The following is a 5,235-nucleotide window of genomic DNA, read 5'->3' as shown; positions in this document are numbered from 1 at the left end:
CAACGGACGCTCCGCGTTCGGCTTTGGACGGGACGCGGAGCGTCCCTGGCTGCATTCCCACGCAGAGCATGGGAACGATCGGTGATGAGGTTTAGAGCAGGCTGATCGGATAGCTGACGATCAGGCGGTTTTCATCGAACTCGTTGTTGCTGTAATCCCGGCGCATGGTCGAGTTGCGCCATTTCAGGTTCAGGTCTTTCAGTGCGCCGCTTTGCACGGTGTAGCCCAGTTCACTTTCACGACCCCATTCCTTGCCATCGGTGACCGTGCCGGTGTGCACGTTGTCGCCGCTGATGTAGCGGTTCATCAACGTCAAGCCCGGGACGCCGAGAGCAACGAAGTTGTAATCGTGGCGCACCTGCCAGGATCTTTCCCGAGCATTGTCATAGCTGGAGTTGTAGCTGTCGTTGGCCAGGGTCCCGCCGCTGGTGCCGTTGACTCGCATCCAGGGACTGTCACCCGTGAGTTTTTGCAGGCCGACGTAGAAGGTGTGGCCGCCGTACTTGGCTGAGAGCAGGCCGTACATTGTTTTGTTGTCCAGCTCGCCGGCCCGTGCACTGCCATCGTCCTTGCCATGGAAGAACCCGAGGTTGGCGCCCAGCGTCCAATCACCCAACGGTTGGCTGTGGGTCAGGTTGATGAACTGCTGGCTGTAGATATCCTTGAGTTCGGCGTTCCACAGACCGATCTGCGTGCGTTTTTCATTGAACAGGTATTCGCCACCCTGGAAGTTGAAGCGGTCGGAGGTGAACGCCGCTTTGCCGGTCATCGACATGTCGTCCATGCTGCTGTCATCGCGGGGGCTGTTCTGGCGGAACTGGCCGCCGTAGAGTGTCAGGCCATTGATCTCCTTCGACGTGATCTGACCGCCACGGAAGGTTTGCGGCAGCGAACGCCCATCGTCCGAACGCAGGATCGGCAATACCGGCATCCATTCGCCTACCTTGACTTCGGTCTGCGACAGCTTGGCCTTGAATGCGACGTTGGTGCGGCCGAAGTTGTCCGCCGGGCGACCGTCGCTGTCCAGCGGCAGCAGTTGCGTACCGCCAGTGCCTTTGCCGCCATCGAGCTTCACCGAGTACAACCCCAGCACATCCATGCCAAACCCGACGGTGCCTTGGGTGAACCCGGACTTGGCGTCGAGAATGAAACTTTGCGTCCATTCTTCAGCCTTGCCTTGAGCCTTGGTCGGGTTGGTGAAGTTACGGTTGATGTAGAAGTTGCGCAGGTTCAGGTTGACCTTGGCGCCTTCGACAAACCCCGCTTCTTCGGCGCAGGCGGGCAGGGCGGCACTGGCGAGGGCGGCGGCGATCAGGCTGGGAACGAAGTACTGCGCGGTGGAAGAGGTCATGGGCTGGGGCTCTCTAATTTTTGTAGACAAAGCGGGTGTGATGCCGCAACCAGGGGTTGCAGACGAATAGTGCAAATCAGGGGCGAACGAACCGGGATCAGCCGGACGGGACAGGGCGCGGGGGCATGGCATCGAACCTGTTGTTATTGGTTTTGTGGCTCGGATGGTGCGGGGAATGTACTGGGTGGTTCAATCTTGGAAAGCAGGTTCTGGGCGATAATCGAACATAAGATTAACAGTCGTTTTTGTATTTTTTTTGCAGTCCTTATCGCTGGCAAGCCAGCTCCCACAAGGTCATGGTCGCCCACAAAAATTGTGCACGGGACGCACAAGGTGGAAGCCGGCTTGCCAGCGATGAAGTCAGCACAACCTTTCCCGCTGCCAACAAAAAGCCCACCAATCGGTGGGCTTGGTGTTTTCACAGCGCTATCAGAACAACTTCAACTTCGGCGCTTCTTCTTTCAACGGCTCGTTCTTCGCCGTCTGTTCGTTCCAGCCACCGCCCAGGGCCTTGTACAGGTTGACCTGGCTGATCAGCTGCGCCAGCCGATCGGTAATCAGTGACTGTTCAGAGTTGAACAGCTGACGCTGAGCATCGAGGAACGTCAGGTTGCTGTCGACGCCGATGCGATAACGCCGCTCGGCCAGACGGTAGTAGTCCTGGTTGGCACTGACCAGATTACGCTGCGCCTGTACCTGGTCGGTGTAGGTGCCGCGTGCGGCCAAACCGTCGGCGACTTCCTGGAAGGCCGTTTGAATGGACTTCTCGTAGTTCGCCACGCCGATGTCTTTCTGGATTTTCGAGTAGTCCAGACTGGCACGCAGGCTGCCGGCATTGAAGATCGGCAGATTGATCTGCGGCTGGAACAGCCAGGTGCCCGAGCCGCCCTTGAACAGACCGGACAGGTCCGGGCTCAGGGTCCCGGCGTTGGCGGTCAGGCTGATGCTCGGAAAGAACGCTGCGCGTGCGGCGCCAATGTTGGCGTTGGCCGCTTTCAGGTTGTATTCGGCCTGGAGGATGTCCGGACGACGTTGCAGCAGGTCCGACGGCAGGCCGGCCGGTACTTCGGCCAACAGGTCCTCATTCAACGGTTTGGCCGCTGGCAGGTTGGCTGGAATGCCGGTGCCGAGCAGCAGTACCAGGCTGTTTTCATCCTGGGCGACCTGGCGCGTGTAACGGGCCAATTGCGCACGGGCGTTCTCCACCGAAGTCCGCGACTGCGCCAGGTCCAGCGCCGAAGCGACCCCCACTTCATTGCTGCGCGCGGTGAGTTTGTAGCTCTCCTCGAACGCGGCGAGGGTGTCCTGGGTGACTTTGAGCAGTTCCTTGTCGGCCTGCCAGGTCAGATAGGCATTGGCCACGCTGGCCACCAGGCTGATCTGTGTACTGCGACGGCCTTCTTCAGTTGCGAAGTAACGCTGCAGCGCTTCTTCGTTCAGGCTGCGAATACGGCCAAACAGGTCGAGTTCATAGGCGCTGATGCCGACGGTGGCCGAGTAGGAACTGCTGATGCCCGCTTCACCGGTCTGCGATGCATCGGCCGGAAGCCGCTGACGGTTGCCGGTGCCATTGGCCGACACAGCCGGGAACAGGTCGGCGCGGGAGATGCGGTATTGAGCCGCAAACGCGTCGATGTTCAGCGCCGCGACACGCAGGTCACGGTTGTTTTCCAGAGAAACCTGAATCAATTGCTGCAATGCCGGGTCACGGAAAAACTGCTTCCAGCCCTGCTCGGCAGCGGCCTGTGCCGGTGCCTGGGCCGGCGAATACGCCGGCCCTTGAGGGTATTGGCCCGCCACCGGAGCATCCGGTTGCTGATAATCAGGTATCAGCGAGCAGCCACCGAGCACGAAGGCGGCGACTGCCAGGGAGAGTAGCGACTTGCTCATTAGCCAGCCTCTTTAGGAGTTTCAGGTGCGTCTTGCTCGTCGACGTTTTTACGCTGACCCATAGCCGACACAGTGACGAAGAACAGTGGGACCCAGAAGATCGCCAGTACGGTTGCGGTGATCATACCGCCAATCACCCCGGTACCGATGGCATGCTGGCTACCCGAGCCTGCGCCCGTGGAGATCGCCAGGGGGACTACACCAAGAACGAAGGCGAGCGAGGTCATGATGATCGGTCGCAGACGCATCCGGCAGGCTTCGATAGCCGCCTCGCGCAGGCTGCGTCCCTGTTCGTGCAGTTCCTTGGCGAATTCGACGATCAGAATGGCGTTTTTCGCCGCCAGACCGATGGTCGTCAACAAGCCCACCTGGAAGTACACGTCGTTGGACAAGCCGCGCAGGCTGGTGGCCATCAGCGCACCGATGATCCCCAGCGGCACCACCAGCATCACCGCGATCGGAATCGACCAGCTTTCATACAACGCCGCCAGACACAGGAACACCATCAGCAGCGACAGGGCGTACAGCGCTGGCGCTTGCGAGCCGGACAAACGTTCCTCGTACGACAGGCCGGTCCAGGAAATACCGACACCGGCCGGCAGTTTCTTGGCGATGGCTTCGACTTCGGCCATGGCTTCACCGGTGGAGTAACCCGGAGCCGGGGCACCGAGGATTTCCATCGCTTCCACACCGTTGTAACGGGCCAGTTTCGGCGAACCGTAGATCCATTCGCCCTTGGCGAACGCCGAGAACGGAACCATGGTGCCTACGCTGTTGCGTACGTACCACTTCTTCAGGTCTTCGGGGCTCATGCGCGCGCCCGGCTGGCCTTGCACGTAAACCTTCTTCACTCGACCGCGGTCGATGAAGTCGTTGACGTAGCTACTACCCAGGGCGATCGACAGCGTGTTGTTGATGTCCGCGATGGTAATGCCCAGGGCACTGGCCTTCTCGTCATCGATTTCCAGCTGGTATTGCGGCTCATCGTTCAGGCCGTTCGGACGGACCTGAGTCAGAATCTTGCTTTGCGCCGCCATACCGAGGAACTGGTTGCGCGCTTCCATCAATTTTTCGTGACCGATACCGGCGCGGTCCTGCAGGAACACGTCGAAACCGGTGGCGTTACCCAATTCAAGTACCGCTGGCGGGGCGAAGGCAAACACCATCGCGTCACGGAAGGTGAAGAAGTGCTGTTGGGCACGGGCCGCCACCTTGAACACGCTGTTGTCGGCGTTACGCTCGTCCCAAGGGCGGAGCATGATGAACGCCATACCGGAGCTTTGGCCACGGCCGGCGAAGTTGAAGCCGGTCACGGTAAACACCGAGTTCACCGCATCGCCTTCACCGCCGTCCTTGCTCGGGCGCAGCAGGAATTCGCGCATTTGGTCCACGACCACTTGGGTACGCTGGGAGGTCGAACCGGCCGGTGTCTGTACCTGGGCGAACAATACGCCTTGGTCTTCTTCAGGCAGAAATGCCGTTGGAATGCGGGTGAACAGCCAGATCATGCCGACGACGATGATCAGGTACGCCAGCAGATACGGCGCCTTGTGCGTAAGCATGTTGCCCACGCCGCGCTCGTAGCTTTTGACGCCACGGTCGAAGTTGCGGTTGAACCAGCCGAAGAAGCCGCGTTTGGGCGTGTGATGCTCGCCTTTGCGAATCGGCTTGAGCATGGTGGCGCAGAGCGCCGGAGTGAAAATCAGTGCAACCAGTACCGACAGGGCCATGGCCGAGACGATGGTGATCGAGAACTGCTTGTAGATCACACCGGTGGAACCGCTGAAGAACGCCATCGGCAGCAGTACCGCCGACAGTACCAGGGCGATACCCACCAGGGCGCCCTGGATCTGCCCCATGGATTTCTTGGTGGCTTCCTTGGGCGACAGGCCTTCTTCGCTCATTACCCGTTCGACGTTTTCCACCACGACGATGGCATCGTCCACCAGCAAGCCGATGGCCAGCACCATACCGAACATGGTCAGGGTGTTGAT

Annotated in this window: 2 protein-coding genes and 1 pseudogene; all 3 read right to left on the bottom strand. The window is 59.9% G+C overall.

Annotated features, from left to right (window positions below):
- Positions 1–91: 91 nt before the first annotated feature.
- Positions 92–1,351: an OprD family porin gene (locus D8U69_RS00440; protein WP_130906439.1), complete on the bottom strand. Its 1,260-nt coding sequence runs from the start codon at positions 1,349–1,351 to the stop codon at positions 92–94.
- A 429-nt stretch (positions 1,352–1,780) separates the two neighbouring features.
- A complete protein-coding gene (gene emhC, locus D8U69_RS00435) occupies positions 1,781–3,241 on the bottom strand; it encodes an efflux RND transporter outer membrane subunit EmhC (RefSeq protein ID WP_056856093.1) in 1,461 nt (486 codons plus the stop codon).
- A pseudogene (emhB, locus tag D8U69_RS00430) lies at positions 3,241–5,235 on the bottom strand (efflux RND transporter permease subunit EmhB); the annotation flags it as partial. The gene emhC and the pseudogene emhB, both read right to left, overlap by 1 nt.

Source organism: Pseudomonas sp. Sample_16, from assembly GCF_004307665.1.
In the GTDB taxonomy this organism is placed as follows: Bacteria; Pseudomonadota; Gammaproteobacteria; order Pseudomonadales; family Pseudomonadaceae; genus Aquipseudomonas.
The sequence above is the reverse complement of the archived record's forward strand: the minus strand, read 5'-3'. Positions and strand labels throughout refer to the sequence as shown.

What these genes read in the sequence shown, in the direction of transcription:
- D8U69_RS00440 (WP_130906439.1), bottom strand. Translation starts at nt 1,351, where the DNA reads ATGACCTCTTCCACCGCGCAGTACTTCGTTCCCAGCCTGATCGCCGCC.
- emhC (WP_056856093.1), bottom strand. Translation starts at nt 3,241, where the DNA reads ATGAGCAAGTCGCTACTCTCCCTGGCAGTCGCCGCCTTCGTGCTCGGT.